The sequence below is a fragment of the Massilia sp. Root133 genome, from assembly GCF_001426525.1.
Taxonomy (GTDB): domain Bacteria; phylum Pseudomonadota; class Gammaproteobacteria; order Burkholderiales; family Burkholderiaceae_D; genus Telluria; species Telluria orientalis.
In genome coordinates, this window is the sequence record NZ_LMEW01000036.1 from 230,185 (window position 1) to 255,399 (window position 25,215).

A 25,215-nucleotide genomic window follows, 5' to 3' on the forward strand; every position below is an offset into this window, starting at 1 on the left:
TGCACAACTCAACCGTGCGCGCCTGTTACAACTGTTACAAGCGCGACCTGTCGACTATCAGTCGTCGATGAAGCGCATCTTGAAGTGCCGGCCCTTGATGGTGCCGAAATCCGGTCCCAGCGGGTTGGCGCCGTTCAGCCGGTCGAACGCCTGCTGCGCGACCCGGCGGTCGAGCGCGACGTAGCTGACGAATTCGAAGATGGCGATCTTGCCGACCTGCTCCTTCAGCAGGCCCGCGTCGCCGGTGAGGGCGCCCAGCAGGTCGCCCGGCCGCAGCTTGTCCTTCTTGCCGCCGGAAACGCACAACGTGATCATCGGCGCGGGGTCGACCGCGCCGTCGTCGTCATCCAGTTCGCCGAGTGCATGCCACTCGGCCGTGAAGCCCTGTGCGTCCTCGATCAGCTTGACCCAGCGCTTTTCGTTCGGCGCGCACAGCGACAGCGCGAGGCCGTTCGCGCCCGCGCGTCCCGTGCGGCCGACGCGGTGCACGTGCACTTCCGGATCCTTGGACACGTCGACGTTGATGACGGCTTCCAGCCCCGCGATGTCGATGCCGCGCGCGGCCACGTCGGTGGCGACGAGCACCGCGCAGCTGCGGTTGGCGAAGCGCACGAGCGTCTCGTCGCGCTCGCGCTGTTCCATCTCGCCGTACAGTGCGAGCGCGGAAAAGCCCTGTTCGCGCAGGGCGTCCGCGACTTCGCGGCAGCGCGCCTTCGTGTTGCAGAACGCGATCGCGGACACGGGCCGGTGATGGCGCAGCAGCCGCGCGACGGCATCCACGCGGCCGTCGAAGCCGATCTCGTAGAAGCGCTGCTCGATGCGGGCCGGGGCGTGCGCCGTGTCGACGGCGACCTCGAGCGGATCGCGCAGGAAGCGCGCGGTGGCGGCGCGGATGTCGTCGGGATACGTCGCGGAGAACAGCAGGGTCTGGCGATGCGCGGGGCATTCGCGCACGATGGCCGCGATCTCGTCGTAGAACCCCATGTCCGTCATGCGGTCGGCCTCGTCCAGCACGAGGGTACGCAGGCGCGCGAGGTCGAGCGTGCGGCGCTGCAGGTGGTCGCGGATGCGGCCCGGCGTGCCGACGGCGATGTGCGCGCCGAATTCCAGCGATGCGATCTGCGGCCGCATCGAGATGCCGCCCGTCAGCACGACGACCTTGACGTTGCCGATGCCGCGCGCCAGGCGGCGCAGCTCGTTCGCGACCTGGTCGGCCAGTTCGCGCGTGGGGCACATGACGAGGCCCTGCACGGCGAACAGGGTCGGGTTCAGCTTCAGCAGCATGCCGATGCCGAACGCGGCCGTCTTGCCGCTGCCCGTCTTGGCCTGCGCGATGAGGTCGCGGCCTGCGAGTGCGAGCGGCAAGGTGGCCGCCTGCACGGGCGTCATATCCTTGTAGCCGAGCTGGTCGAGGTTGGCGAGGAAGGGGGCTGCGAGCTGCAGCGAGGAAAAGGTGGTGTCGGACATGGTGTCGGCGTTTCGTTGGCGCGACGAACCGGTGTTCATGTCGCGTGCTTCAGGGTGCCGGCTTCCAGACAGGCAAGCCGGTAAGGTCCAGATCGGGATCGTGTTTCCAGACCGGCAGGCCGGTCGCATCTGTTTCTGCCAGGTTCATCAGCATCAGCTGTTCCTGTTTCTGTGCCGTGCGGCGCGCCCGGGGACGCTTGGCTGCCGCCGGAACTGCGGACGGAGACGAAGAAAGAGCCGCGGCGTCATCGTCGTGCGGCGCCGGCTCGAAGCCGGGCAGGTCGAAGGTCGCGTTGTCTTTCTTGTCTCTCATGCGCTGCGCTGGCCCAGAAAACAAAAGCCCGGCTACAAGAGTCGGGCTTGTTGTTACGGTATTTGGTTGCGGGGACAGGATTTGAACCTGTGACCTTCGGGTTATGAGCCCGACGAGCTGCCAGACTGCTCCACCCCGCGTCTGAGTACGCTATTTTAACCCGATCGGCGCCGGAGCGCAAATCGGGTTGTCGATTCATTAGCCAGCCACCCGCAGGCGCCACAGCGACGTCACCTCGGCCATGCGTGCCGCGGCCAGCGGATCGTCGGGATCGCTGGCCTTCGGGTGCGTGGGGCGGATGTCGTGGCGGCCGGCGACGTTCAGCCCCGCCTCGGTGATCCAGCCGAGCAGTTGATCGCGCGACCGCAGGCCCAGGTGCTCGGCCAGGTCGGACAGGATGAGCCAGCCTTCGCCGCCATCGCGCAGATGCTCTTTCAATCCCGCGAGAAAACCTTTCAACATGCGGCTGTCGGGATCGTAGACGGCGTATTCGATGGCGGAGCTCGGCTTGCCCGGCAGCCAGGGCGGATTGCAGACGACCAGGTCGGCGCGGCCCTCGGGATACAGGTCGGCGCGCACGATCTCGACCTGACCGGCGAGACCCAGGCGCTCGACGTTGGCACGGGCGCAGCCGAGCGCGCGCTCGTCCACGTCGGTGGCGAGCACGCCCTGCATGCCGCGATGCGCCAGCACGGCCGACAGCACACCGGTACCGGCACCGATGTCGAACGCGAGCGTCGCGCCGGCCGGCAACGGCGCCTGCGCGACGAGCTCGACATATTCACCGCGCACCGGCGAGAACACGCCGTACCACGGGTGGATGCGCTCGTCGAGGGCGGGAATGAACACGCCCTTGCGGCGCCACTCGTGCGCGCCGATCACGCCCAGCAGTTCGCGCAGCGAGGCGACGTACGGTTCCGTCGCCCCACCGTAGGCTTCCGTGCACGCTTCGCGCACGTCGGGCGCGCGGCGCAGCGGGACGCCGTGGTCCGCGTCGAACGGCATCAGCAGCATGGCCAGCGTGCGCGCGCGCTGCAGTTGCGCGAGGCGGTGGCGGTGGAATTGTTCGGTGAGCGTCGCCGGCGCCTTGCCGGCCTTGGCGCGTTTGGCGCGTGGACCTTTATGGTCGACGCGGCGCACGAGCGCCTGCAGCAGCTGGCGCGCGTTCTGGAAGTCGCCGCGCCACAGCAGCGCCGTGCCGTCCAGCGCGTGGCGCCAGGCCGCGTCGGCGCTCATCGTGTCGTCCGCGAGCACGACCTTCTTCGGCGCCGGCCAGCCGCTTTCGGAGCGCCAGCGCGCCGAGCGTTCCTCGCCGTGTTCGATCCAGCGGATGCGCACCGCGCCGTCGGGAGTCGTCATCGCGCGTCCGATCAATGGTGGTGGTGCCAGTGGAGTTCGTTCGACTCGACGAAGGATTTCACGGCATCCGGGTTGCCGGTCGCGTGGCGCTTGATTTCGCCGCATTCGCAAATGCCCTGGTAGGGCTGGATGTGCGAGCAGGCGGACACTTTCTGCAGGGCGACCTTGACCGGCTTGGCGCATTTGGCGCACTTGAAGGTCAGGAAACGGGCGGGTTTGTTCATGATGAAAGAGAGCGATGAATCAAAGGAAGGGGCGCATTTTAGCACTGCACGGTCACGGCACTGCTGCCCCCGCCGGCCGGCCGGACGAGCACCTTGGTGGCGATCCGTTCCGTCATCTCCTGCACGTGCGAGATGACGCCGACCTTGCGGCCCAGCGACTGCAACGCGTCCAGCGCATCCATCGCGACGCCCAGCGTATCACTGTCCAGGCTGCCGAATCCTTCGTCGATGAACAGCGATTCCACCTTGACGCGGTTCGACGACAGCGAGGCGAGGCCCAGCGCGAGCGCCAGCGACACGAGGAACGATTCGCCGCCGGACAGGGAGTTTACGGAGCGGACTTCGCCGCCCATGTCCTGGTCGCGCACCATCAGCGCCAGCGACGGGCCGGCCGTGCTGACGACGCGCTCCAGGCGGTAGCGCCGCGCCAGCTGGGCCAGGTGGGTGTTGGCATAGCCGAGCAGCACGTCGAGCGTGAATTGCTGGGCGTAGTTGCGGAATTTCTTGCCGTCCGCGGAGCCGATCAGTTCCGCCAGCTTCGCCCACCGGTCCTCGACGGCGCGCTGGCGCTCGATCTCGGCCATCATCGAGCGCGCCCGCTCGCGCCGCTGCTCGTCCTCGCGGATGCGCATGGCGAGGCTCGCCGCCGCTTCGTGCGCGGCGTCCCGGTCGGTCTGGGCGCGGCGCAGGGCGGCCGCGACCGAGTCGGCGTCCTGGCCCTGCGCGGTTGCCTGCTCAGCTGCCTGCTCAGTTGCCAGCTCAGTTGCTTGTCCCGTGGCGAGCGCGCCGTCCCCGGCCTGCGCGTCCGGCTGTTCGACGTCTGCCTGCGCCGGCGCCACGTCTTCGCGCAAACGTTCATGCTGTTCGCGCTGCGCACGGCGTTCGGCCAGGACGGCCGTCGCCTGGCGCAGGGCCGCGTCCAGTTCCTGCAGGGCCGCGCGTTCCTGGGCGATCCAGCCGGCGCCGACCTGGAGCAGGGCCGCGAGCTGCTGTTCGTTGGCCACGCTTTCCAGTGCCGGATCGCTGCCGTCGAACTCATGGATCCAGTGCGCGAGGCGCTCGCCGGCGTCGGCCAGTTCGCTCTGCAGGTCCGTAATGCGGCGCGCGGCCAGCGACTGCGCTTCCCGTACCCGCGCTTCCGCCTGCGCGGCCTGCAGGCTCGCGGCCTGGCAGGCGTTCACGGTGTCGCGTGCCGCGTTCACGGCACTCACAAGCTGTTGCTCGACGTCGCGCGCGGCGCGGCCGTCGAACAGTTCCGCACGTTCGACGCGGCGCGCGGCCAGGTCTGCATCCAGGCGGGCGAATTCGGCCTCCGCCTCGACGAGGCGCCGGCCGGCATGCTCCGTGCGCGTGGCTAGCGCGGCGTGCTCGGCGTCGAGGGTGCCGATGGCGCCCTGCAGCCGCGCAAGGCGTGCCGCCTGGTCATGCCATTCGCGCGCCTCGTTCGCGCGGACCTGGCGCCAGCCGGCGGGGTCGCGCTGCCATTGACTCTGCCAGCCGTCGCCGCACGCTTCCGCCAGCACGGGGTCCAGTTCGGCGAGCAATTCGGCCAGCGTGGCCGCGGCCGCTTCGCGCCGCGCGGCCAGCGCGGCGATGTCGGCATCCAGCCGCGCCAGCGTGCCTTGCGCCGTCTGCGCCGCGTCGAGCAGGCGCGCGTGTTCGCGGTTGGCCTGGTCCCAGGCCTGCTGGGCGGCATCGCGCGCGAGTTCGGCTCGGCGCAGGTCGCCGTCGCGTGTCTCGAGTTCTTCGTACGCCTTGCGCAGCGCGGCCTGTTCGGCCGCCAGCCAGCGGCCGCGCGCGTCGGTGCCCGCGTCGCTGTCCGGCGCGTCCGCCGCGAGCGGATTGTCGGCCCATTCCGCATCCAGCTGGGCGAGCGCGGCGGCGAGGCTGTCGCGTTCGCGTGCCAGCGCCGCCAGCCGTCCGCCGGCAGCATCGTACGCGGCCCGCTGGCCAGCCTGCTGGTCGACGTTGGCGCGCTGTTCGGCGCGGCGCGCGGCAAGTTCGGCGGACAGCTCTTCCAGCACGGCATGCAGCCGGTCGTCCTGGTGCCGGTAGGGGTGTTCCGTGCCGCCGCACACGGGGCAGGCGTCGCCGTCCACGAGCGTGGCGCGCAGCTTTTCGACGCCGTCGGCGCACGCCAGCTGGGCCGTCTTCAGCATGCGCTCGGCCTGGGTGACGGCCGCGTCCAGCGCGATGCCCGCGGTGCGCGCGGCGTTGAGTGCTTCCTGCGCCTTCGCCTGCGCCTGGGTGGCCTGGGTGGCCTGTGCATCGAGGTCGGCCAGGCGGGAGCGCTGGGTGCGCAAAGCCTGCCAGGTGTGGTCGAGCGAGGCGAGGTGTTCGCGCCGCTTGTCGAGCGTGCGGCGTTCGGCGCGCAGGGCGTCGGCGTCGATGCCGTCGAGCGCCGCGGCTGCCTGCTTGCGCGCGGCTTCGCGCACGGCAAGGAGTTCGACGGAAGCCGACAGCGCGTGCGCCGTGCGCTGCGCCATCGCGGCGGCTTGTTCAGCGCCGGCGCGGGCCGCGTTCAGGGCCTGGGCGCTGGTGGCGTCCTGGCGCGCGGCCTGCTCGGCCTGGGCCAGGCGCTGGTCCCAGCGCGTCCATTGGGTGGCGAGCAGTTCGCGGGTGCCGTGCGCGGCGAGCCAGCCCGTCGTGTCGTGCAGCGCGCGCCGGCTCGCTTCCAGTTCCTCCGCCTTGGCCCGCAGGGCGGCCTGGGCCTGCGTCGACTCCGTGCGCACGCCGTCCTGCGCCGCGCGCGCCTTCGCGTGGGCGGGCGCGAGCGTGTCCAGCGTGGCGTCGAGGGCTTTCGCGCGGTCCAGCTGCGGCGCGGCCGCGCGCTGCGCGTCCTCGGCCGCTTCCAGCTTGCGTTCGGCCTCCATCAGGCCGCGTGCGGCCTGTTGCTGCGCATCGAGGGCACGTGCCAGTTCGTGTTCGCTGCCGGCCAGTCGGGCCTGCACCTGGCGCTGTTCGCCGGCCAGGCGGTTCAGGTCGGCGACGAGGGCGCGTGCAGGTTGCACGGCGTCCAGCGTGGCCAGCCGGCGCCGGCGGTCGGCAGCGGCGTCGGCCTCGGCGCGGGCCCTGGCCAGCGCGCCGTCCGCCTGGGTCTCGGCCGCGCGCAGCCGGTCCAGTTCCTGGTACCAGCGCAGGTGACGTTCCAGCGCGGCGCGGCGCGTCTCGGCCGTCGTCAGCGCGGCCTGGGCGGCGGCATGGTCGGCGTCGAGCTCGGCGCGCGCGTCCGGGCCGAGCGGCGCCTGGTCCTGCAGGCGCGACGTCAGGCGGCGCATGGCTTCCTGCTCCACGCGCCAGCGCTCGTAGGCGCGGCGCGAGATGTCGCTGTAGACGGCGCTGCCCGTCAGCGTTTCCAGCAGTTCGCCGCGCTCGTTCTCGTCGGTACGGACAAAGGCGGAGAATTCGTTCTGTGCGAGCAGCACGGAGCGTGTGAACTGTTCGAACGAGAGGCCGATGCGGCGCTCGATTTCGGCCAGCACCTCCGTCTTCGTGCCGCCCAGCGGTTGCAGGCCGGGCAGTTGTTGCAGGCTCATCGTGGACGGCTGCAGGGCGCCGGCCGCGCGGTTGCGCGAGCGCCGTACGCTCCAGCGCGCCCGGTAGCGCTGCTCGTCGTTGCCGACGAAGTCCACTTCGGCGAACGCGTCCGCCGTCCCGCGCCGCATCAGCGTGCGGCGGTCGGCGACGGACAGCGTTTCGTCGCCCACGTCGGGCAGGTAGTTGCCCACGCGCGGCCCCTTGATGAGGCGCGGCGTGGCGTCGTACAAGGCCAGGCACAAGGCGTCCAGCAGGGTGCTCTTGCCGGCGCCGGTGGGGCCGCTGATCGCGAACAGGCCCGACGAGACCAGCGGTTCGCTCTCGAAATCGACTTCGAATTCGCCGGCCAGCGAGGCCAGGTTCTTGCCGCCGATGCGCAGGATCTTCATGCGGCCTCCCGGTTCCTGGCGGTGCCATCCGTCGGCAGCAGCAGTTCCGTGAATGCGGCCAGCTGGTCGTCCGGCGCGTCCTCGCCGAAGCGCTGTTGCCACAGGCGGCGGAAGATGTCGTCCGGCTGCAGCTGGGCGAGCTGGTCGAGGCTCAGCGCGGGTTCCACGCCGGCCGTCGTGACCACGCGGCGCGTCGGTTCGATCTTCGCCAGGCGCACGGGCTTGCCTTCCAGTGCCGCCTCGACCTGTGCGCGCAGGCCCGGCTCGGGCGCGTCGAGCAGCACGCGCACTTCCAGGTAGGGCCAGACGTCGCGCGGCAGGTCGGGCAGGTCGAGGGCGCCCAGTTCCGCGATCGCCTGCTTGACGGGCGCCGGGCTGGCCGGCACGCGCAGCAGTTCGACCGCGCGCGGCACGTGCAGCGGTTCGATGGCGGCGGCGCGCATGCCGTCCAGGTCGATGCGCAGCACCTGGTGCTTGTAGCCGACCTCGGCGAACGACAGGGGGAGGGGGCTGCCGGAATAGCGCAGGTGCTCCTGCTGGCCGACCCGCTGGGCCAGGTGCAGGTGGCCCAGCGCGGCATACGCGACGTCCGGGCCGAACATCGACGCGGGCAGGGCCTCGGTGCCGCCGATGACGATGCGGCGTTCCGAGTCCGGCGACGCATCCCCGCCGACCATGTGGCAGTGGCCCATCGCGAGGATCGCCTGGCCCTCGGCGGCCCGGGCGCGGGCCAGGTCGTACGCCTGCTGGTAGAGCAGGCGGATGCCGGCCAGGTAGGCGTCGAACGCATCGTCGCCCGCTGCCTGCGACGCGACGCGCGGCACGTCACCCGGCCGCAGGAACGGGATCGCGACGCACCAGGCTTTCACCGCACCGTCCTTGCCGGTCAGCGGGACGATGAAGCGCTCCAGGTCGACGCTGCCTTCGGCGTCGCGCATGACGTGGCCCACGACGCGCGTGCCGTGCGCTTCCAGCAGCGGCCCCGGCGCCTCCAGCCGGCCCGGCGAGTCGTGGTTGCCGGCGATGATGACGATGTCCAGCCGCGGCGCGCGTGCCCGCGCCTGCTGCAGGAAGCGGTACAGCTGGCGCTGCGCTACGGCGGACGGGTTCGAGGTGTCGAACACGTCGCCCGCGATCAAGAGGGCGTCCGCTTCCTCGGCGACGATCGTGTCGAGCAGCCAGTCGAGGAAGCACTGGTGTTCGTAGGTCCGGTCGAAATTGTGCAGGGTCTGGCCGAGGTGCCAGTCCGATGTGTGCAGCAGCCGCATGGTCGTTAAGAAATCCGCAACAGTGGTTGAACCTGGGCGCCAACTATATCGCATGGAACGAGATACTGTAAAAAAAACCAGTACTTTTTCGCGGCGACCTGTACAAATGTTGATGAGATGTCACTAGAATGCCGGGATGACTGAACCAATTCTGACTCCTGCTGTCGCTCGAAACCTGCACCTTGCGGCCCAGGGCATGCTGCAGGCGAAACGCGCCCGTGCCACCAAAGCCGATGTCCTGGCCGCGATTCGCCGCATGGGCGTGTTGCAGATCGACACCATCAGCGTCGTCGCGCGCAGCCCGTATCTCGTGCTGTGGAGCCGCGTGGGCGACTACGACCCGGACTGGCTCGACCAGTTGCTGGCCGAGGGCCGGCTGTTCGAGTACTGGGCCCACGAGGCGTGCTTCATCCCGATCGAGGATTACGGCCTGTACCGGCACCGGATGGTCGATCCCGGCTCGCTCGGCTGGAAATACGCGGGGACGTGGCTGGCGTCGCACCGGGAGGAGGTCGAGCGCGTGCTGGCGCATGTCCGGGCCAACGGGCCGGCCCGCTCGGCCGACTTCGAGCGCTCGGACGGCAAGGCCGGCGGCTGGTGGGCATGGAAGCCGGAAAAGCGCGCGCTGGAAGTCCTGTTCACGACCGGGCGGCTGATGATCGCGCGCCGCCAGCAATTCCAGCGCGTGTATGACCTGGCCGAGCGCGTGCTGCCCGGCTGGGACGATGCGCGCATGCCGTCGATCGACGCGACGCGGCGGCGGTTCGTGCTGGACGCCGTGCGCGCGCTGGGCGTGGCGAAGGCGGCCTGGATTCCGGACTATCACCGCACGAAGCCGCCGCACCTCGATCCGGCGCGGCTGGCCGACGAGGGCCTGTTGCTGCGCGCCAGCGTCGAGGGCTGGAAGGAGCCCGTGTACGTCCACCCCGACCATGCGGCGCTGCTCGGGCAGGCCGCCGATGGGGGGCTGCAGGCGACGCTCACCAGCGTGCTGTCGCCGTTCGACCCCATCGTCTGGGACCGCCGCCGCGCCCTCGACCTGTTCGGTTTCGACTACCGGCTGGAGTGCTACACGCCGGCCGAGAAACGGCGCTACGGCTATTTCACGCTCCCCTTGCTGCGGCGCGGGGCGCTCGTCGGCCGGGTGGATGCCAAGGCGCACCGCAAGACCGGCGTGTTCGAGCTGAAATCCCTCGTGCTGGAGCCCGGGGTACGTATCAGCGACCGGTTCGTGCGCGACCTGGCCGCGGCGTTCACCCGCTGCGCGCGCTGGCACGGCTGCCCGCAGGTCGTGCTGGCGCACGCCGAGCCGGCCGGGCTCGCCGCGCCGCTGGCCGCCGCGCTGGGCCAGACCCTGGCGGCCGCGGCCTGATGCCGGGTAGCCGTTTGTGATAGATCAAACGGGTGCCAGCCCCGCCTCCTTACACTAGACCTTCCTTCAGGCCGAAACCAACCAGAGGACGCCTCGCGATCCGAGACTCGCGATTCGAGAGCGCCCCGGGCCTGTCAACAACGCTCCCACGGACCTTGCATAGCGCCGCGCATGCCATGCGGCCGGGGAGCGGATTTGTCGAACTCACTCGTGAGAAAAAGGTGGAGACCGAATGCTGACATCGACTTATACCCTCGTCGCCCTGTCCGTCGAACAGACGACGGTGCGCGCGGCCCTGCAGTCGCTCCTCGACGAGCTGCGCGCTCTGCCGGGCGACTTCAGCACCCTGGCCGCCGGCCGGGCCGCACAATTGTGTACTGCACTGCGCCAGGCGTACGACAACTGTCACTGGCGCAAGCTCGACAAGTTCCTCGTGCCGGCCCTGCGCCGCAGCACCGCGGCGGCCGACAGGTTGCTGGAGGAGCTCGAACGGCTCAGCGGCCAGGCGGCCAGCGCGATGGCCACGGCCGAGGCCTGCGTCGGCGCGGCGGACCGTCCGGTGCCGCGCGACGTGTTCTGCGGCGCCGTCGAGAGCTGCGTCGCGGCCCTGCGCTGCCGGCTGGAGCGCGAGGAACACGAGTTGTTCCCGCTGGCGCGTGCGGCGGTCGGCGGCGACGCGTGGTTCGCGATCGCGAACCAGATGCTCGCGCACGACGCCTACGCGCAGGAGCACCGCGCCGGTCCGCGCCGCCTGCGTCACGAACTGGTCGGGCATGCCGGCCACGATGTGCATGCGCGACGGCAGGCGACGTTGACCGCGGCCCACTGACAGCATCGACATTGTCAGTGGGAAATGATGAACGATTGCTCGCACGCGCCAGGCTGGTGTCACGAGGCCATCAGGGTTCTTTGCTATGATGGCGATTTTGGAAGTGCGATTTCATCATGTTCGAGTTCCTATTCAAGCGGCCGGGCGACAAGCCCGGCGACAAGCCGGCCGGGCAGGGAGGACAGGCGGGGGCGCAAGCGGAACCGTCCGCGTCCGCCGCCACGCATTCGTCCAACCATCAACGCACGGCCCAGGCTGAAAAGCTGGGCCGGATCGGGGATGATGAAGCCGCCGCGGTGGAATTCATCCTCCAGTGCGAATTTTCCGAACTGCGGCTCGCCGCCGCCGAGTTCGTCCACAGCCCGGCGCTGATCGAACGTGTGCACACCGCGATGCGCAATACCGATCGCCGCGTCGCCAAACTGATGCAGTCGCGCCTCGACGCGCACCGTCACCGCGAAGCGGAGCACCGGCGCGCACAGGCCGCCGTCGAGCAGGCCGAATCCCTCCTCAAGGATGCATTGCTGACCCCGAACCACGTGGCCGAGCTGGACCGCAAATGGTCCGTGATCTCCGCCCCCGAACTCGATGCCGCGTTCCAGACCGTGCGCGCCGCACTGGCCCAGCGCCTCGAAGCGCAGGTGGCCCTGCAGCGCGCCATGATCGACCGCGTGGCCGCCTTGCGCCAGCTGGGCGGCGCCGGGCTGTCGGCAGCGGAACTGGGGCAGCGCCTGGATGTGCTGGCACAGGAACAGGACGAGGCCCTGCGTTCGCCCGAACACCCGTCGCTGCCGCGCGCCCTCGTCGCCGAATTCGCGGCCGGGATGGAGAAGCTGCGCGCCGGCTTGCAGGTGCAGGAAGCCGGCCAGGCCGCGCTCGCCGCGCGCGCCGCATTCATCGACGCCCAGCAGGCGAAACCGGTTGCCGAGCTGAATGCGGAGACGCTGCGGCGCGAATGGAAAGCGCTGCCGCATCTGCCCCAGGACGAGCAGGCCGCCGAACTGCAGCGCCGCTTCGACGCCCTGCTGGCCACGGTGCCGCAGCCCGAGCCGCGCAAGCCGAAGGAGCCGCGCGAGCCCAGGCTGGCGCATGAAGGCGGCGCAAAGGCGCCCGCCAAGGAGGGCGCGAAGGACAACAAGCCGCGCGGTGCGGACCAGCATTTCATCGACACGATGGATGCAATGGAAGCCGCCCTGCAACAGGGCTCGCTGGGCGCCGCCGCCGACCACGACAAGGCGCTGAAGGACGCGCGCGAAAAGGGCATGCGCCTCACGCCCGCGCAATCCGACCGCCTGGCCCACCTGCGGGCCGAGCTCAAGCGCCTGTCCGACTGGGCGCGCTGGGGCGGGAACGTGTCGCGCGAGGAACTCATCAAGACAGTCGAGGCCTTGCCCACGCAAAACCTGGCGATGAGCGAGCTGGCCAAGAAGGTCGGCAGCATGCGCGACCGCTGGAAAGCGCTCGACAGCCTGTCCGGCGCCGCGCCGAAGAGCCTGTGGGAGCGGTTCGACGCCGCCTGCACGGCCGCCTATGCGCCGGCCGCGGCCCACTTCCGCCACCTGGCCGACGAACGCCATGCGAACGCGGCACGCGGCCAGGAGCTCGTCGAGGAAGCGCAAGCCGAGATCGCGCGCCTGCGCGAGGGCAGCGTCGAGTGGAAGCACGTGGCGGGCACGGTGCAGCGGCTGCGTCTCGCGTGGAGCCACCTGGGCGCCATCGACCGCAAGGAAAAGAAGCGCCTGGACGCCTTGTTTGCCGATGCGCTGAACGTGCTGCAGGGGCCGCTCGAAGAGCAGCGCAAGGCCGAGATGGCCGAGCGTGAAGCCATCATCGAGGAAGCGGCCGCCATCGACCCGCACGACCGCCATGCGATCGACACGATGCGCGCCCTGCAGCAGCGCTGGCAGGACCATGCACGCTCGCTGCCGCTCGAACGCAAGAGCGAGCAGGCGCTGTGGCAGCGCTTCCGCGCCGTGTGCGACGATGTGTTCCAGCGCCGCAAGGAAACGATGCACGAGGCCGACATCGAGCGCCGCGCCCACGAGGCCGCCAAGGAAGCCATCAGCGCGCGCCTGGAAGCGGCGGCGGACAGCGTCACGCCGGCCACGGTCGGCAAGGTGCTGCGTGAGGCGCAGGCGGAATGGCAGGCGATCGGCCCGGTGCCGCGCGCGCATGAAGCCCGCGTGGAAAAACGTTATCACGCGGCCGTGACGCTCGTGCAGCAGCATGCGGACCAGGCTCGCCGCGCCGCCGGCGTCGCCCAGGCGGGCATGTTGCGCGACAAGCTGAGGCTCGTGCAGGAACTGGAGCAGGCCGTCGCCGCGGACAATGCCGGCGCCACCGATTGGGAGGCGCGCTGGTCCGGCTTGCCGTCCCTGGACGCCGACATGGAACGCACGTTGCGCACCCGTTTCGACGCCGCGCTGGCCGCGCTGCGCGGGAGCGCGGAACAGAAGGCCGCGTATGGCCGCACGCTGGAAGCGAACCGCGGCAAGCTGCTGCACGAGCTGCTGCGCCTGGAAATCGGCGCCGGCATCGACAGCGGCCCGGAATTCGCGCGCGAGCGCTTGAAGCTGCAGGTCGAGGTATTGCAGTCGTCGTTGAAATCAGGACAAGGCGCAGGACAGGGCAGCGGCCGCGGCGCCCAGGGCGGCGCGACGGCGCAACTGCGCGACCTGTGCGCGTTGGCGGCGCTCGTCGATGCGCGTACGGCGTCCCGGATCGAGCAGCTCGCGCTGCGTGTGGCCAAGGAGGGCAAGTGAAGAAGGATGTGACGGAGGTCCGGGTCGAGGCCGCGGATTTCGACGTGAGCGTGGAAATCGCGCGCCTGCGCGCGGGTGATGCGCGCGTGGGGGCCGTCGTCAGTTTCGTCGGCACGGTGCGCGACATGAACGACGGCGACAATGTGGCCGAACTCGAGCTGGAACATTATCCGGGCATGACGGAGCGTGCGCTGCATGACATCGTGGAGCAGGCGCGGGCGCGCTGGCCGCTGTATGGCGTCCTCGTGATCCACCGCATCGGGCCGATGCGGCCGCTGGACCAGATCGTCCTCGTCGCCTGCACGTCCGCGCACCGCGGCGAAGCGTTCGCCGCGTGCGAATTCATCATGGACTACCTCAAGACCGAGGCCCCGTTCTGGAAGAAGGAGCAGACGCCGAACGGTGCGCGCTGGGTCGATGCGCGCGTGACGGACGACATGGCCCGGGCCAAGTGGGCCAGCCGCTGAGCTGGATCGCGGTCGCCGTCGGCGCGGCCTTCGGGGCGTGGCTGCGCTGGGGGCTGACCATCTTCCTCGGCCAGCTGCATGCCCACATCCAGCTGGGGACGCTCGTCGCCAATCTCGTCGGCGGGTATCTGATCGGGCTGGCGCTGGGCTTCTTCGACGCCATGCCGGCCCTGTCCCCGGCGTGGCGTTTGTTCGTCATCACGGGCTTCCTCGGGGGACTGACCACGTTTTCCAGCTTTTCCGCCGAAGCCATGGTGCTGCTCCAGCGGGGCCATTACGGCTGGGCGCTGGCCCATTCGGCGGTGCACCTGCTGGGGTCGATCGGCTGCTGCGTCGCAGGATATGCGACCTGGCGTGCCATCGCGTGATACCTGCGCGTCGTTCGCTTGCGCGCAATGCGTGAGAACTGCAATCTGGCAATGTCTTAATTTTCACTGACCGGAGAACAGCATGACCAAGCAATCATTTGCACGCCCGAGCCCGGCCTTCGTCGGCGCATCCTGGGGCGCCATGATCGTCGGCATCCTTGCCTACCTCATCGGTTTATGGAATGCCCAGATGCAGCTCAATGAAAAGGGCTATTACCTGACGATCCTGCTGTACGGCTGCTTTGCCGCCGTGTCGCTGCAAAAGACGGTGCGCGACCGGGCCGAGGGCTTGCCGGTGACGGGCATGTACGTCGGCTTGTGCTGGACCTCGCTGATGGCCGCCGTCGTGCTGCTGACGGTCGGCCTGTGGAATGCGACCTTGATGCTCAGCGAAAAAGGGTTTTATGCCATGTCGTTCGTGCTGACCCTGTTCGCGATCATCGCCGTGCAAAAGAACGTGCGCGACCTGGCTGCGGCGGGCGACGTGCCCGAAGCGCAGCAGGCTTGATGCATCACGACTTGCCGGGCTTGGCGTGGCCGATGCGCTGGGCCCGGTAAATCCCCGTGTGGCCGGAAAACAGATAGGCCAGTACGCACCCGACGGCCGCATACACCCCCACCTCCGCGCCGAACAATTCGATGGCCATCAGGGTCGACGCGATCGGCGTGTTGGCCGCGCCGGCGAACACGGCCACGAACCCAACGCCCGCCAGCAGGGAAAAGGGCAGGTGCAGCAGCGGCGCCAGCGCATTGCCGAGCGTGGCGCCGATGTAGAACAGCGGTGTCACTTCGCCGCCCTTGAAGCCGCTGCCGAGCGACGCGACCGTGAACACCAGCTTGCCGGCGAAGTCCCACGGCGCCAGCGGCTCGGTGAATGCGGCCTGGATGGTCGGGATGCCGAGGCCGATGTAGCGGTCCGCGCCGAACGCCAGCACGACGGCGGCGACGACGCTGCCGCCCAGCAGCGGCCGCAGCGGACCGTAAGGCACGCGCCGCTTCATCCAGCCCGACAGCGCGTGCGTGCAATCCGCGAACAGTTTTCCTGCGAGGCCGAACAGCGCCCCCGCGATGGCGACGGCCGCCAGCGGCCAGAGGCCCAGTGCCGGTACGGACGCGATGGCGTAATGCGTGTGGTGAATGCCCAGCGCATGACTCCACAGCAGGCAGACCTGGTCGCCGGCGATGGCGGCCGCCAGGCAGGCGAGCAGGGCGTCGTAGCGCAGGCGGCCGATCGCGAGCACTTCCAGGCCGAAGATCGCTCCCGCCAGCGGCGTGCCGAACACGGAGGCGAAGCCCGCGCTGATGCCGGCCATCAAGACGATCCTCCGGTCTTCCATCTTGAGCTTGAACACGTGCGTGAGCTGGTCGGCGAGCGCGCCGCCCATCTGCACGGCCGTGCCCTCGCGCCCGACCGAGGCGCCGAACAAATGCGAGATCACGGTGCCGCCCAGCACGAGCGGCGCCATGCGCAGCGGGATGACGTTCTTCGGGTCGTGGATTTCGTCGATCAGCAGGTTGTTGCCCGCCTCGACCGACCTGCCGAAACGCAGGTACAGCCAGCCGACGGCGAAGCCGGCCAGCGGCAGCAGCGCGATCAGCCAGCGGTGGGCGTTGCGCGTCCCGGTCGCCAGTTCGAGCGCGAACAGGAAGAAGGCGGAGGCGGACCCGGACAGCAGCCCGACGGCGAGGGCGAGCAGCAGCCATTTCCCCATATAGGGCAGCAGGCGGCGTTGCTCGGACAAGAATGAATGTTCCATGACGGACATTTTATCTCAGCACGATTTAATGCCTGCCGTCGCGCGTCCACATCTTGAAAAGTCGCTATGGCATCCCTAACTTCATGTCAATCCGAAATCCCACCCAAACACACTAGGGGCAAGAATATGCGACAAGATAAATTGACGACCAAGCTCCAGGAAGCGCTCGCCGACGCGCAGAGCCTGGCGGTCGGCAACGACAACCAGTACATCGAACCCGTCCACCTGCTGGCCGCGCTGCTGGGCCAGAGCGACGGCGGCGCGCGCTCGCTGCTGCAGCGGGCCGGCGTCAATGTCGGCAGCCTGCAGACGGCGCTGCGCTCCGCGTTCGACCGCCTGCCGAAAGTGCACGGCACGGGCGGCGACGTGCAGGTCGGCCGCGAGCTCGTCTCGCTGCTGAACCTGGCCGACCGCGAATCGCAGAAACGCGGCGACCAGTTCCTGTCGAGCGAGATGGTGCTGCTCGCCTTTACGGACGACAAGTCCGAAGCCGGCCGCCTCGCGCGCGAAAACGGTCTCGCCCGCAAGGCGCTCGAATCGGCGATCTCCGCCGTGCGCGGCGGCGAATCCGTCAGCTCGCAGGATGCCGAAGGCCAGCGCGAAGCGCTCAAGAAATACACGCTCGACCTGACGGAACGTGCCCGCAGCGGCAAGCTCGACCCCGTGATCGGCCGCGACGACGAGATCCGCCGCGCCATCCAGGTGCTGCAGCGCCGTACCAAGAACAACCCGGTGCTGATCGGCGAACCCGGCGTCGGCAAGACCGCGATCGTGGAGGGGCTGGCGCAGCGTATCGTCAACGGCGAAGTGCCGGATTCGCTGAAGGGCAAGCGTGTGCTGTCGCTCGACATGGCCGCGCTGCTCGCGGGCGCCAAGTTCCGCGGCGAATTCGAGGAACGCCTGAAAGCCGTGCTGAAGGAACTCGCGCAGGACGAAGGCATGACGATCGTCTTCATCGACGAGATCCACACGATGGTCGGCGCCGGCAAGGCCGAAGGCGCGATGGATGCGGGCAATATGCTGAAGCCGGCCCTGGCGCGCGGCGAGCTGCACTGCATAGGCGCGACCACGCTCGACGAGTATCGCAAGTACGTCGAGAAGGATGCCGCGCTGGAGCGCCGTTTCCAGAAGATCATCGTCGACGAGCCGAGCGTGGAAGCGACCATCGCCATCCTGCGTGGCCTGCAGGAGAAGTACGAACTGCACCACAAGGTGGAGATCACGGACCCGGCGATCATCGCCGCGGCCGAGCTGTCGCACCGCTACATCACCGACCGCTTCCTGCCGGACAAGGCCATCGACCTGATCGACGAGGCCGCCTCGAAGATCAAGATCGAGATCGACTCGAAGCCGGAAGTGATGGACAAGCTCGACCGTCGCCTGATCCAGCTGAAGATCGAGCGCGAAGCCGTCAAGAAGGAAACGGACGAGGCCTCGCAGCGCCGCCTGGAGCTGATCAACGAAGAGATCGTCCGGCTGGAGCGCGAGTACGCCGACTACGAGGAAATCCTGACGTCCGAGAAGGCGGCCGTGCAGGGCACGACGCACATCAAGGAAGAGATCGAGCGTATCCGCCTGCAGATGGATGAAGCGAAGCGCCAGAGCAATTGGCAGAAGGTATCGGAACTGCAGTATGGCCGCTTGCCGGAGCTGGAAAAGCAGCTGAAGGAAGCAGAAGCGGCCGGTGAGCAGCCGGACGGTGCGGACAGCAAGCCGCGCCTGCTGCGCACGCAGGTGGGGGCCGAGGAGATCGCGGAAGTCGTGTCGCGCGCGACCGGCATCCCCGTGGCCCGCATGATGCAGGGCGAACGCGACAAGCTGCTGCACATCGAAGAGAAGCTGCATGAGCGCGTCGTGGGCCAGGACGAGGCGATCGAGGCCGTGTCCGATGCGATCCGCCGCTCGCGCGCGGGTCTCGCGGACCCGAACCGGCCGTATGGCTCGTTCATGTTCCTCGGCCCGACGGGTGTCGGCAAGACGGAATTGTGCAAGGCGCTGGCGAACTTCCTGTTCGACACGGAAGACGCACTGATCCGCATCGACATGAGCGAGTTCATGGAGAAGCATTCCGTGGCCCGCCTGATCGGCGCGCCGCCGGGTTATGTCGGCTACGAGGAGGGCGGCTACCTGACCGAAGCCGTGCGCCGCAAGCCGTACAGCGTGATCCTGCTGGACGAGATCGAGAAGGCGCATCCGGACGTGTTCAACGTCCTGCTGCAGGTGCTCGACGACGGCCGCATGACGGACGGCCAGGGCCGCACGGTGGACTTCAAGAACACCGTGATCGTGATGACGTCGAACCTGGGTTCGCACAAGATCCAGTCGATGGATTCCGACGATCCGGCCGTCGTGAAGCTGGCGGTGATGGCCGAGGTGCGCGGCCACTTCCGCCCCGAGTTCATCAACCGGATCGACGAGATCGTCGTGTTCCATGCGCTCGACGAGAAGAACATCGGCGCGATCGCGAAGATCCAGCTGAAGAACCTGGAGCAGCGCCTCGAGAAGATGGAAATGGCGCTCGACATCAGCGAGGAGGCCTTGCAGAAGATCGCGGAAGCGGGCTTCGATCCGGTGTATGGCGCGCGGCCGCTCAAGCGCGCGATCCAGCAGCAGATCGAGAATCCGCTGTCGAAGGACATCCTGGCGGGCCGCTTCGGGCCGAAGGATACGATCCGCGTCGGCGTGCGCGGCGGCCAGCTGGTGTTCGGCGAGGAGCCGGCTGTCGAGCTGGCGAAGTAATCTGTTCGTGGCTATGGAAACGCCCTGTCGGCCGGCGCCGGCAGGGCGTTTTTTTACGCGCGCTTGCGGCGCGCCATGAAGCCGAGCAGGCCGAGGCCGCCGAGCATCATTGCGTACGTCTGCGGTTCGGGCACGGCGGAGACCACCAGGTGCTCGCCCATCAGGCTGCCGACCTTTTTATTGCCGTCCGCGCCGAACATGGTCACCTTGAGCTGGGGCGACGTCGCGTCGACATTGCCGCCGGAGAAGGTGAACTGGAACACCATATCGTCCGTCAGGGCGACGTGTGCGCCGGAATAGCACAGCGACGTGCCGCCATGGCCGCCGCCCGTGCAGCCGTTCGCGTTCAGCTCGTTGCTGGACAGGCTCCAGTTCGACGCGCCGCCCGGCGCGGCCGTGAGCGACACGTTGTCGAAGCTGCCGAGGTCCTTCAACTGCAGGGCGCCGAGCGACGTGGCACCGGCCCAGCTGCCGGTCGGGTTGGCGGCGTCGACTTCGAGGGTCAGCATGTTGCCGGACCAGGATGACGTAAAGTCGACCCCCTGGAATTCGATCGTGCCGGCCTGCGCCGACGCGAGCGTGCCTGCGCCCAGCAGCGCCGCCAGCAGGGTAGTGCGGATGCGTGATGTCATGTTCTCTCCTTCCACGAAATGCAAGGACCCGACGGCTCGCGTCCTGCGAGACCGCCGGGCACATACGGATCAGATCCGTGCCGCAAGGGTAGAAGGGGGCCCGATATGGCTCTGTTAGCCGACTAACTCATCGTTTGTAACAACAACGCCCCGCCGGGCGCTGGGCCGGGCGGGGCGTTCGGGGGAGGGGTGCGCTCAGCGCGGGCGGCGGCGCAGCACGAGGCCCATCAGGCCCAGGCCGCCCAGCAGCAGGGCGATGCTCTCCGGTTCCGGGACGTTCGCCGGGCCGGTGGCATTGCCGGATGGCGTTTGCACGACGTCGGGACCCTTGGCAGGGAGCGTGGACGGCAGGTCTTCCTGCGGGGGCAAGGCGGCCGGCGTGCCGGATGGGGAGGCGACGTCGGGCGTGCCGGTAGGCGTTTTCGTGTCGGCTGTCGTGTTGGTTTGCGTGCCGGCGGACGTGATCGGTGCGTCGGGGATCACCGGAACGACCGGGGTGACCGGGGTGACCGGGGTGACCGGGGTGTCCGGCGCGGTCGGGGTGGACGGCGTCGTGGCCGGGGGCGATGCCGGCAGCACCTGCGACAACAGCGAGCCCACCTTGTTGCCCCGGGCGTCGACGAACTCGACCTTCACGTGCGGCTCGTTCGTCGCGACGCTGGCGCCGTTGAACGTGAACTTGAACACCATGTCGTCGACAAGCGCGATCTGCTGGCCGTAGAAGCACATGCGGCTGCCGGCCGCCCCGTTGCTCGTGCCGGAGCAGCCGGACGCTTTCAGTTCGGACGTCGACAGTTTCCACGCATCGGTCCCGCCCGGCCCGCCGGTCACGCTCACGCTGCTGTAGGTGCCCACGCCCTTGATCGCCAGCGCAGCGAGGCCCGTCGCGCCGCTCCACCCGCCGCTGCGCTGCGCGGCGTCGATTTCCAGCGTCAGCACATTGCCGCTCCAGTTCGACGTGAAAGTCACGCCGTCCGTCGTCAGGATACCGGCGTGGGCCGTCATCGTCGTAGCGGCCAGCACGGCAGCCAGTGCGGTCAATCGCAGTGTCATCGGTTGTCTCTTTCGGGAATGTAGAAATTGCTCTTAAGAATCTAATAATGGTGCTCGGAAATTATTGTCTCCCGATTTGATGCAAATCGTCAATTTGTGATTATTTATGACGGGATTAGTGTTGTTTAATCAGACAAAATTGTCAGATTTGCGGCAGTATTTACGGAATGCTTTGCGGAAACAACGTGGTGTATTTCACATTATGAAAACTGGTCCGTGCATGTGAAAAGCGCACAAGACGCACCTGCCCGGCAGTTTCCATTGTAAGAAATATGTTCCCGTATCATGAAATATGGGTTGTAAGCATATGATTTTAAAAGAAATAAAAATCGTCATATGTCTTATATAAGAGTATTGGTGCTGCGCACAACCGGCGCTATGATGTTTCTAACGGAATCACTGTCCAACCCCGTCTTTTCAATCAGGAGAACACCATGGCAACTCGTGAACAGCAAATCGCCGCCCTGCAACAGGATTGGGAGTCCAACCCGCGCTGGAAAGGTATCTCTCGCAATTACACGGCGGAAGATGTCGTACGGCTGCGAGGCTCCGTGCAGATCGAACATACGCTGGCGCGGCGCGGCGCCGAGAAGCTGTGGAACCTGATCAACAACGAGCCGTACGTGAACGCCCTGGGCGCGCTGACGGGCAACCAGGCCATGCAACAGGTCAAGGCCGGGCTGAAAGCCATCTACCTGTCGGGCTGGCAGGTTGCCGGCGACGCCAACCTGGCCGGCGAGATGTATCCGGACCAGTCGCTGTACCCGGCCAATTCGGTGCCGATGGTCGTCAAGCGCATCAACAACACGTTCCAGCGCGCCGACCAGATCCAGTGGTCGGAAGGCAAGGACGACGTCGATTACTTCGCCCCGATCGTGGCCGATGCGGAAGCAGGCTTCGGCGGCGTGCTGAACGCTTTCGAGCTGATGAAATCCATGATCGAAGCGGGCGCGGCCGGCGTGCACTTCGAAGACCAGTTGGCCTCCGTCAAGAAATGCGGCCATATGGGGGGCAAGGTGCTCGTGCCGACGCGCGAAGCCGTGGAAAAGCTGACGGCGGCCCGCCTCGCGGCCGACGTGATGGGCACGCCGACGATCCTCGTCGCCCGCACGGACGCCGAAGCGGCCGACCTGCTGACGGCCGACGTCGACGCGAACGACAAGCCGTTCTGCACGGGCGAACGCACGGTAGAGGGTTTCTTCCGCGTGAAGCCGGGCGTCGACCAGGCGATCGCGCGGGGCCTCGCCTATGCGCCGTACGCCGACCTCGTGTGGTGCGAGACGGGCAAGCCCGACCTGGAATTCGCCAAGCGCTTCGCCGACGCCATCCATGCGAAATTCCCGGGCAAGATGCTCGCGTATAACTGCTCGCCGTCGTTCAACTGGAAGAAGAACCTGGACGACGCGACGATCGCCAAGTTCCAGAAAGAGCTGGGCGCGATGGGCTACAAATTCCAGTTCATCACGCTGGCCGGCTTCCATGCGCTGAACTACAGCATGTTCAACCTGGCGCACGGCTATGCGCGCCGCGGCATGTCGGCCTTCGTCGAGTTGCAGGAAGCGGAATTCTCCGCCGCCGACAAGGGCTTCACGGCCGTCAAGCACCAGCGCGAAGTGGGCACCGGCTACTTCGACGCCGTGACCCAGACGATCCAGCAGCACCAGAGCTCGACGACGGCGCTGCACGGCTCGACCGAGGACGAACAATTCTTCGACGAAAAACAAGTCGCCTGAGCGCCGGCGCGTAACCTTCCTCCACCCATCCTCGCGATGGTCTGCCGCAGTGGCCACAAGCCGCTGCGGCATTTTTGTTTCCAAACTTCGGGGTCAGGTCCCATTTCGCTCCGAATTCGGGGTCAGAGCACATTTGCGATCAATGTCCGGATGTGCAAGAAGTTTCGCCATCCCGGCGTGGTGCGCCGACTGTCCCCTTAAACGCGTCGCCGTCACGAGTAGAAATCATCTACAGGAAATTTCACCTAAAAGTGCTCTGACCCCGAATTTTGCCGAAAATGTGCTCTGACCCCGAATTTGGGCTGTTGGGGTCGAGACGTATCTGAGGGATAATGGCGGTTGGCCCGCATCAGCGATCGCACCGCGGGCGCCGCATCAACCAGATTGGAATCTCTATGTTCAGCTACCGCCACGCCTTCCACGCGGGTAATCACGCCGATGTCCTGAAGCACTTTATCCAGGTTCAGTTGCACAAATACATGAACCAGAAAGACACGGCCTACACCTATATCGACACCCATGCCGGTGCCGGCGTGTACGCGCTCGACAGTGCGCAGGCGGTCAGGAGTGGCGAATACATCGACGGCATCGGGCGCCTGTGGGGGCGCGACGACCTGCCGCCGGCGCTGGCCGAGTACGTGGACCTCGTAGGCAAGTTGAACCCAAGCGGCAAGCTGCGCTGGTATCCCGGTTCGCCGTGGGTCGCGGATGCCGAGGCGCGCCTGGAGGATCGCCTGCGCCTGTTCGAACTGCATCCGGCCGACATCAGGGTGCTGGCGGAGAATGTCCGCAAGCTGGAGGCGCACCACGCGGAGCAGGGCGAGCGTGCGCGCGGTCGCCGCATCCTCGTCGAGCACGCGGACGGTTTCCACGGCCTGAAGGCGCTGCTGCCGCCGCCGTCGCGCCGGGCGCTGGTGCTCATCGATCCGCCGTACGAAGTCAAGCTCGACTACAAGCACGTGCGCGATGCGCTCGACGAGGCGCTCAAGCGCTTCCCGGCGGGCATGTATGCGGTCTGGTATCCGGTGCTGCAGCGCATGGAATCGCGCCAGTTTGCCGATCGCCTGAAGCGCCTGCCGGCCAAGGAATGGCTGCATGTGACGTTGAGTGTGGCCGGCCCGCGCGCCGACGGCAACGGCCTGCACAGCAGCGGCATGTTCATCCTGAATCCGCCGTACACGCTGGAGGCGACGTTGCGCGAGACGATGCCGTATCTCGTGCAGGTGCTGGGCCAGGACAGTGGTGCAACGTTCCGTATTGAAAAAGGCACGCAGGTCACCGGCACGGTGCCGGCCCTGGGCGGTCCCCGCAAGCCGGTGGGCAATGCGCGCCGCGCGAGCCCGCTGTCCGGCGGCGGCAGCCTGCGCTTGCCGGGCCAGCCGTTCGGCGACGATCCACGTCCGCGCAAGGAAGGCGAGGGCGCCGAAGGACGTCCGCGCACCCCGCGCACGGAGGCCAAACCGGCACCGCGCGGTCCGGCCAAACGCAGCGGATCGGGCCGTTCCTGATCCTTTTCGCATCGATCGTTTCTGACAGGCACAACTATGTCTGAAACGATTTGATACGATGTCGAAATGTAAAGACTTCCCGTCTGTAGTATAGTCGGACCGATATTCCGGCCAGACCGGATCCGGCACGCATGGTGCGTGCCGTCGTTTCAGGAGTTTTTACATGCAAGCGGTAGCAACGGCAGCCACGTCCACGCCGTCCGACGAATTCTTTCTGGCGCGCCAGCCCATCCTCGGACGCGACCAGAAACTGGTGGCGTTCGAGTTGCTGTTTCGCGCCGCGCCGGAGCATGAGGACGCGCAGCTGACCGATTATGCCGCCGCCACCGCCGCCGTGATCTCCCATGCGTCACAACTGGGGATGAAGCAGGTGGTGGGCGAGCAGGTTGCCTTCGTCAATGTCGACGAGGTCGTGCTGATGAGCGATTTCGTCCGATTCCTGCCTCCCGATAAGGTCATTCTGGAAATCCTTGAAACCGTCCGTCCCACCACGGCCTTGCTGGCCCGTGTGCGGGAGTTGAAAGAGCTCGGCTTCAAGTTCGCACTCGACGATGTTATAGGCCATTCCGAGCAGGTAAGCAAGCTGATGAGCCTCGTGGACATCATCAAGATCGACTTGCAGGGTGTCGGGCGCGACGAGCTTGCCGAGCTCGTCCGCACCGTGCGCGGGCCGCACCAGAAGCTGCTCGCGGAAAAGGTCGAGACGATCGAGGAATTCGAGTTATGCATGGAACTCGGCTTCGAATACTTCCAGGGCTATTACTTTGCGCGCCCCGCGATCCTGTCCGGCAAGAAGATCACGCCGTCCGAGCTCGTGCTGCTGCGCCTGTTCGATCTCATTCATTCGCAAGCCGACAACGACGCGATCGAGGCGGCCGTCAAGCGCGACCCGTTGCTGAGCCTGAACCTGCTGCGCCTCGTGAACGGTCACCTGGTCGGCACGGGCGCGCCGCAGGTCGAGTCGATTTCGCAGGCGCTCGTCCAGCTCGGCCGCAGCCAGTTGCAGCGCTGGGTGCAGATCCTGTTGTACAGCGGCCCGGAGGGGCACGTCGAACTGAGTTCGCCGTTGCTGCAGATGGCGACGACGCGCGGCCGCCTGCTCGAGCTGATGACGCTGACCCTGCGTCCGGGCGACGTGGCCGGCGCGAATACCGCCTTTACGGTCGGCATCATGTCGCTGATGGATGCGTTGTTCGACGTGCCGATGCGCGAGATCTTCGATAAGGTCGACCTGTCGCGCGACGTCCGCGCCGCGCTGCTGGAGCGCGACGGCGACTATGGCGCCATGCTCAGCGTGGCGGAAGCGCTGGAGCATGCGGAGCCGGGCCGCAACCTGGCGGCCGCGCTGGACCGGCTCGGGCTGTCGGTGAAACAGGTGCGCGACATCGAACTGGCCGCGTTCGGCTGGGTGCGCGAACTCGGCGCCGAGGTGCACTGA

At 67.7% G+C, this 25,215-nt stretch carries 19 protein-coding genes and 1 tRNA gene; 10 read left to right on the forward strand and 10 right to left on the reverse strand.

All coding sequences use genetic code 11. The features are described 5' to 3' along the window. Nucleotides 1–57: 57 nt before the first annotated feature. From dbpA to ASD28_RS30330, 7 genes are all read right to left on the reverse strand, one after another. On the reverse strand, nucleotides 58–1,467 hold the full coding sequence (gene dbpA / locus ASD28_RS30300) for an ATP-dependent RNA helicase DbpA (RefSeq protein WP_056137451.1): 1,410 nt from the start codon (nucleotides 1,465–1,467) through the stop codon (nucleotides 58–60). A 49-nt stretch (nucleotides 1,468–1,516) separates the two neighbouring features. Further along, nucleotides 1,517–1,780, reverse strand: a complete 264-nt coding sequence (locus ASD28_RS30305; protein ID WP_056137253.1) for a hypothetical protein — start codon at nucleotides 1,778–1,780, stop codon at nucleotides 1,517–1,519. A gap of 63 nt (nucleotides 1,781–1,843) precedes the next feature. Then, nucleotides 1,844–1,920: transfer RNA gene (locus ASD28_RS30310), tRNA-Met, on the reverse strand. A 58-nt stretch (nucleotides 1,921–1,978) separates the two neighbouring features. Next, entirely contained in the window at nucleotides 1,979–3,139 is a 1,161-nt protein-coding gene (locus tag ASD28_RS30315) for a class I SAM-dependent methyltransferase (protein WP_056137453.1), read from the reverse strand. Nucleotides 3,140–3,150: 11 nt separating this feature from the next. Further along, nucleotides 3,151–3,363, reverse strand: coding sequence for a hypothetical protein (locus ASD28_RS30320; RefSeq protein ID WP_056137254.1), 213 nt, complete (start codon nucleotides 3,361–3,363; stop codon nucleotides 3,151–3,153). Nucleotides 3,364–3,401: 38 nt separating this feature from the next. Beyond that, the gene (locus ASD28_RS30325; RefSeq protein ID WP_056137255.1) at nucleotides 3,402–7,289 is read right to left on the reverse strand and encodes an AAA family ATPase; all 3,888 of its coding nucleotides are present in this window, start codon (nucleotides 7,287–7,289) and stop codon (nucleotides 3,402–3,404) included. Continuing rightward, complete coding sequence (locus ASD28_RS30330; RefSeq protein ID WP_056137256.1) at nucleotides 7,286–8,557, reverse strand: exonuclease SbcCD subunit D C-terminal domain-containing protein; 1,272 nt, start codon at nucleotides 8,555–8,557, stop codon at nucleotides 7,286–7,288. The genes ASD28_RS30325 and ASD28_RS30330 overlap by 4 nt, the downstream gene beginning before the upstream one ends. Nucleotides 8,558–8,693: 136 nt before the next feature. On the opposite strand from ASD28_RS30330, the gene ASD28_RS30335 reads away from it, so the two are divergent. From ASD28_RS30335 to yiaA, 6 genes are all read left to right on the forward strand, one after another. After that, nucleotides 8,694–9,929, forward strand: coding sequence for a winged helix-turn-helix domain-containing protein (locus tag ASD28_RS30335; protein WP_056137257.1), 1,236 nt, complete (start codon nucleotides 8,694–8,696; stop codon nucleotides 9,927–9,929). A gap of 232 nt (nucleotides 9,930–10,161) precedes the next feature. Then, nucleotides 10,162–10,758 carry a hemerythrin domain-containing protein gene (locus tag ASD28_RS30340; RefSeq protein WP_056137259.1) on the forward strand — a complete coding sequence of 199 codons (597 nt, stop codon included), beginning with the start codon at nucleotides 10,162–10,164 and terminating at the stop codon, nucleotides 10,756–10,758. Nucleotides 10,759–10,874: 116 nt separating this feature from the next. Beyond that, entirely contained in the window at nucleotides 10,875–13,520 is a 2,646-nt protein-coding gene (locus ASD28_RS30345) for a DUF349 domain-containing protein (RefSeq protein ID WP_056137261.1), read from the forward strand. 8 nt (nucleotides 13,521–13,528) lie between these two features. Further along, nucleotides 13,529–13,987 carry a molybdopterin synthase catalytic subunit MoaE gene (gene moaE / locus ASD28_RS30350; protein WP_056137454.1) on the forward strand — a complete coding sequence of 153 codons (459 nt, stop codon included), beginning with the start codon at nucleotides 13,529–13,531 and terminating at the stop codon, nucleotides 13,985–13,987. Further along, nucleotides 13,972–14,355 carry a fluoride efflux transporter CrcB gene (gene crcB / locus ASD28_RS30355; protein ID WP_229412327.1) on the forward strand — a complete coding sequence of 128 codons (384 nt, stop codon included), beginning with the start codon at nucleotides 13,972–13,974 and terminating at the stop codon, nucleotides 14,353–14,355. Before moaE ends, crcB begins: the two co-directional genes overlap by 16 nt. An 82-nt stretch (nucleotides 14,356–14,437) precedes the next feature. Then, a complete protein-coding gene (gene yiaA, locus ASD28_RS30360) occupies nucleotides 14,438–14,863 on the forward strand; it encodes an inner membrane protein YiaA (RefSeq protein WP_056137263.1) in 426 nt (141 codons plus the stop codon). Nucleotides 14,864–14,867: 4 nt separating this feature from the next. Here yiaA and ASD28_RS30365 read toward each other — a convergent pair whose 3' ends face one another. Then, entirely contained in the window at nucleotides 14,868–16,112 is a 1,245-nt protein-coding gene (locus tag ASD28_RS30365; RefSeq protein ID WP_056137458.1) for a voltage-gated chloride channel family protein, read from the reverse strand. 126 nt (nucleotides 16,113–16,238) lie between these two features. On the opposite strand from ASD28_RS30365, the gene clpB reads away from it, so the two are divergent. Continuing rightward, the gene (clpB, locus tag ASD28_RS30370; protein WP_056137265.1) at nucleotides 16,239–18,851 is read left to right on the forward strand and encodes an ATP-dependent chaperone ClpB; all 2,613 of its coding nucleotides are present in this window, start codon (nucleotides 16,239–16,241) and stop codon (nucleotides 18,849–18,851) included. 53 nt (nucleotides 18,852–18,904) lie between these two features. Here the strand turns inward: clpB and ASD28_RS30375 are convergent, their stop codons facing one another. Further along, nucleotides 18,905–19,483, reverse strand: coding sequence for an FxDxF family PEP-CTERM protein (locus ASD28_RS30375; RefSeq protein ID WP_056137267.1), 579 nt, complete (start codon nucleotides 19,481–19,483; stop codon nucleotides 18,905–18,907). A gap of 195 nt (nucleotides 19,484–19,678) precedes the next feature. Next, nucleotides 19,679–20,536: a PEP-CTERM sorting domain-containing protein gene (locus ASD28_RS33125; protein WP_156404013.1), complete on the reverse strand. Its 858-nt coding sequence runs from the start codon at nucleotides 20,534–20,536 to the stop codon at nucleotides 19,679–19,681. A gap of 434 nt (nucleotides 20,537–20,970) precedes the next feature. Between ASD28_RS33125 and aceA the strand changes: the two genes are divergently transcribed. The 3 genes from aceA to ASD28_RS30395 all read left to right on the forward strand — a co-directional run bounded on the left by aceA (nucleotide 20,971) and on the right by ASD28_RS30395 (nucleotide 25,215). After that, nucleotides 20,971–22,269, forward strand: a complete 1,299-nt coding sequence (gene aceA / locus ASD28_RS30385) for an isocitrate lyase (RefSeq protein WP_056137271.1) — start codon at nucleotides 20,971–20,973, stop codon at nucleotides 22,267–22,269. Nucleotides 22,270–22,748: 479 nt separating this feature from the next. Further along, nucleotides 22,749–23,777 carry a 23S rRNA (adenine(2030)-N(6))-methyltransferase RlmJ gene (locus ASD28_RS30390; protein ID WP_229412329.1) on the forward strand — a complete coding sequence of 343 codons (1,029 nt, stop codon included), beginning with the start codon at nucleotides 22,749–22,751 and terminating at the stop codon, nucleotides 23,775–23,777. A gap of 163 nt (nucleotides 23,778–23,940) precedes the next feature. Continuing rightward, nucleotides 23,941–25,215, forward strand: coding sequence for an EAL and HDOD domain-containing protein (locus ASD28_RS30395; RefSeq protein ID WP_056137275.1), 1,275 nt, complete (start codon nucleotides 23,941–23,943; stop codon nucleotides 25,213–25,215).

Bases quoted from the DNA above. Each gene is read 5' to 3' on its own strand.
- dbpA (WP_056137451.1), bottom strand. From the start codon at position 1,467: ATGTCCGACACCACCTTTTCCTCGCTGCAGCTCGCAGCCCCCTTCCTC.
- ASD28_RS30305 (WP_056137253.1), bottom strand. From the start codon at position 1,780: ATGAGAGACAAGAAAGACAACGCGACCTTCGACCTGCCCGGCTTCGAG.
- ASD28_RS30315 (WP_056137453.1), bottom strand. From the start codon at position 3,139: ATGACGACTCCCGACGGCGCGGTGCGCATCCGCTGGATCGAACACGGC.
- ASD28_RS30320 (WP_056137254.1), bottom strand. From the start codon at position 3,363: ATGAACAAACCCGCCCGTTTCCTGACCTTCAAGTGCGCCAAATGCGCC.
- ASD28_RS30325 (WP_056137255.1), bottom strand. From the start codon at position 7,289: ATGAAGATCCTGCGCATCGGCGGCAAGAACCTGGCCTCGCTGGCCGGC.
- ASD28_RS30330 (WP_056137256.1), bottom strand. From the start codon at position 8,557: ATGCGGCTGCTGCACACATCGGACTGGCACCTCGGCCAGACCCTGCAC.
- ASD28_RS30335 (WP_056137257.1), top strand. From the start codon at position 8,694: ATGACTGAACCAATTCTGACTCCTGCTGTCGCTCGAAACCTGCACCTT.
- ASD28_RS30340 (WP_056137259.1), top strand. From the start codon at position 10,162: ATGCTGACATCGACTTATACCCTCGTCGCCCTGTCCGTCGAACAGACG.
- ASD28_RS30345 (WP_056137261.1), top strand. From the start codon at position 10,875: ATGTTCGAGTTCCTATTCAAGCGGCCGGGCGACAAGCCCGGCGACAAG.
- yiaA (WP_056137263.1), top strand. From the start codon at position 14,438: ATGACCAAGCAATCATTTGCACGCCCGAGCCCGGCCTTCGTCGGCGCA.
- ASD28_RS30365 (WP_056137458.1), bottom strand. From the start codon at position 16,112: ATGGAACATTCATTCTTGTCCGAGCAACGCCGCCTGCTGCCCTATATG.
- clpB (WP_056137265.1), top strand. From the start codon at position 16,239: ATGCGACAAGATAAATTGACGACCAAGCTCCAGGAAGCGCTCGCCGAC.
- ASD28_RS30375 (WP_056137267.1), bottom strand. From the start codon at position 19,483: ATGACATCACGCATCCGCACTACCCTGCTGGCGGCGCTGCTGGGCGCA.
- ASD28_RS33125 (WP_156404013.1), bottom strand. From the start codon at position 20,536: ATGACACTGCGATTGACCGCACTGGCTGCCGTGCTGGCCGCTACGACG.
- aceA (WP_056137271.1), top strand. From the start codon at position 20,971: ATGGCAACTCGTGAACAGCAAATCGCCGCCCTGCAACAGGATTGGGAG.
- ASD28_RS30390 (WP_229412329.1), top strand. From the start codon at position 22,749: ATGAACCAGAAAGACACGGCCTACACCTATATCGACACCCATGCCGGT.
- ASD28_RS30395 (WP_056137275.1), top strand. From the start codon at position 23,941: ATGCAAGCGGTAGCAACGGCAGCCACGTCCACGCCGTCCGACGAATTC.